The 353-nt window shown below is 49.0% G+C and carries 1 protein-coding gene; it reads left to right on the top strand.

Annotated features, from left to right (window positions below):
• Positions 1-297, top strand: a 297-nt coding sequence (locus tag ABZJ92_RS22355) for a site-specific integrase (RefSeq protein ID WP_353752506.1), incomplete at its 5' end; no start/stop codon positions are given.
• Positions 298-353: the final 56 nt, after the last annotated feature.

Here is a 353-nt window from a genome sequence, read left to right as displayed (position 1 = left end):
AAGATGAGAACCGACAGCAACAAGGCATGGAAGGGAGCGTTAAAGCGGGCAGGCATTAGCAACTTCCGCTTCCATGACCTGAGGCATACCTGGGCAAGCTGGCTGGTTCAGTCCGGTGTCTCTCTTCTTGCGCTTAAAGAGATGGGAGGATGGGAAACTCTCGAAATGGTTCAAAGATACGCCCACCTTTCAGCCGGGCATCTTACCGAGCACGCGAGCAAAATCGATGCGATTATAAGTCGCAATGGCACAAATACGGCACAAGAGGAGAACGTAGTTTACTTAAATGCGAGGTAACTTATTGATTTAAATGGTGCCGATAATAGGAGTCGAACCTACGACCTTCGCATTAC

The sequence above is a fragment of the Shigella sp. FJ200513 genome (assembly GCF_040495915.1).
In the GTDB taxonomy this organism is placed as follows: domain Bacteria; phylum Pseudomonadota; class Gammaproteobacteria; order Enterobacterales; family Enterobacteriaceae; genus ECMA0423.
This window is presented reverse-complemented; position numbering and strand designations above follow the sequence as displayed.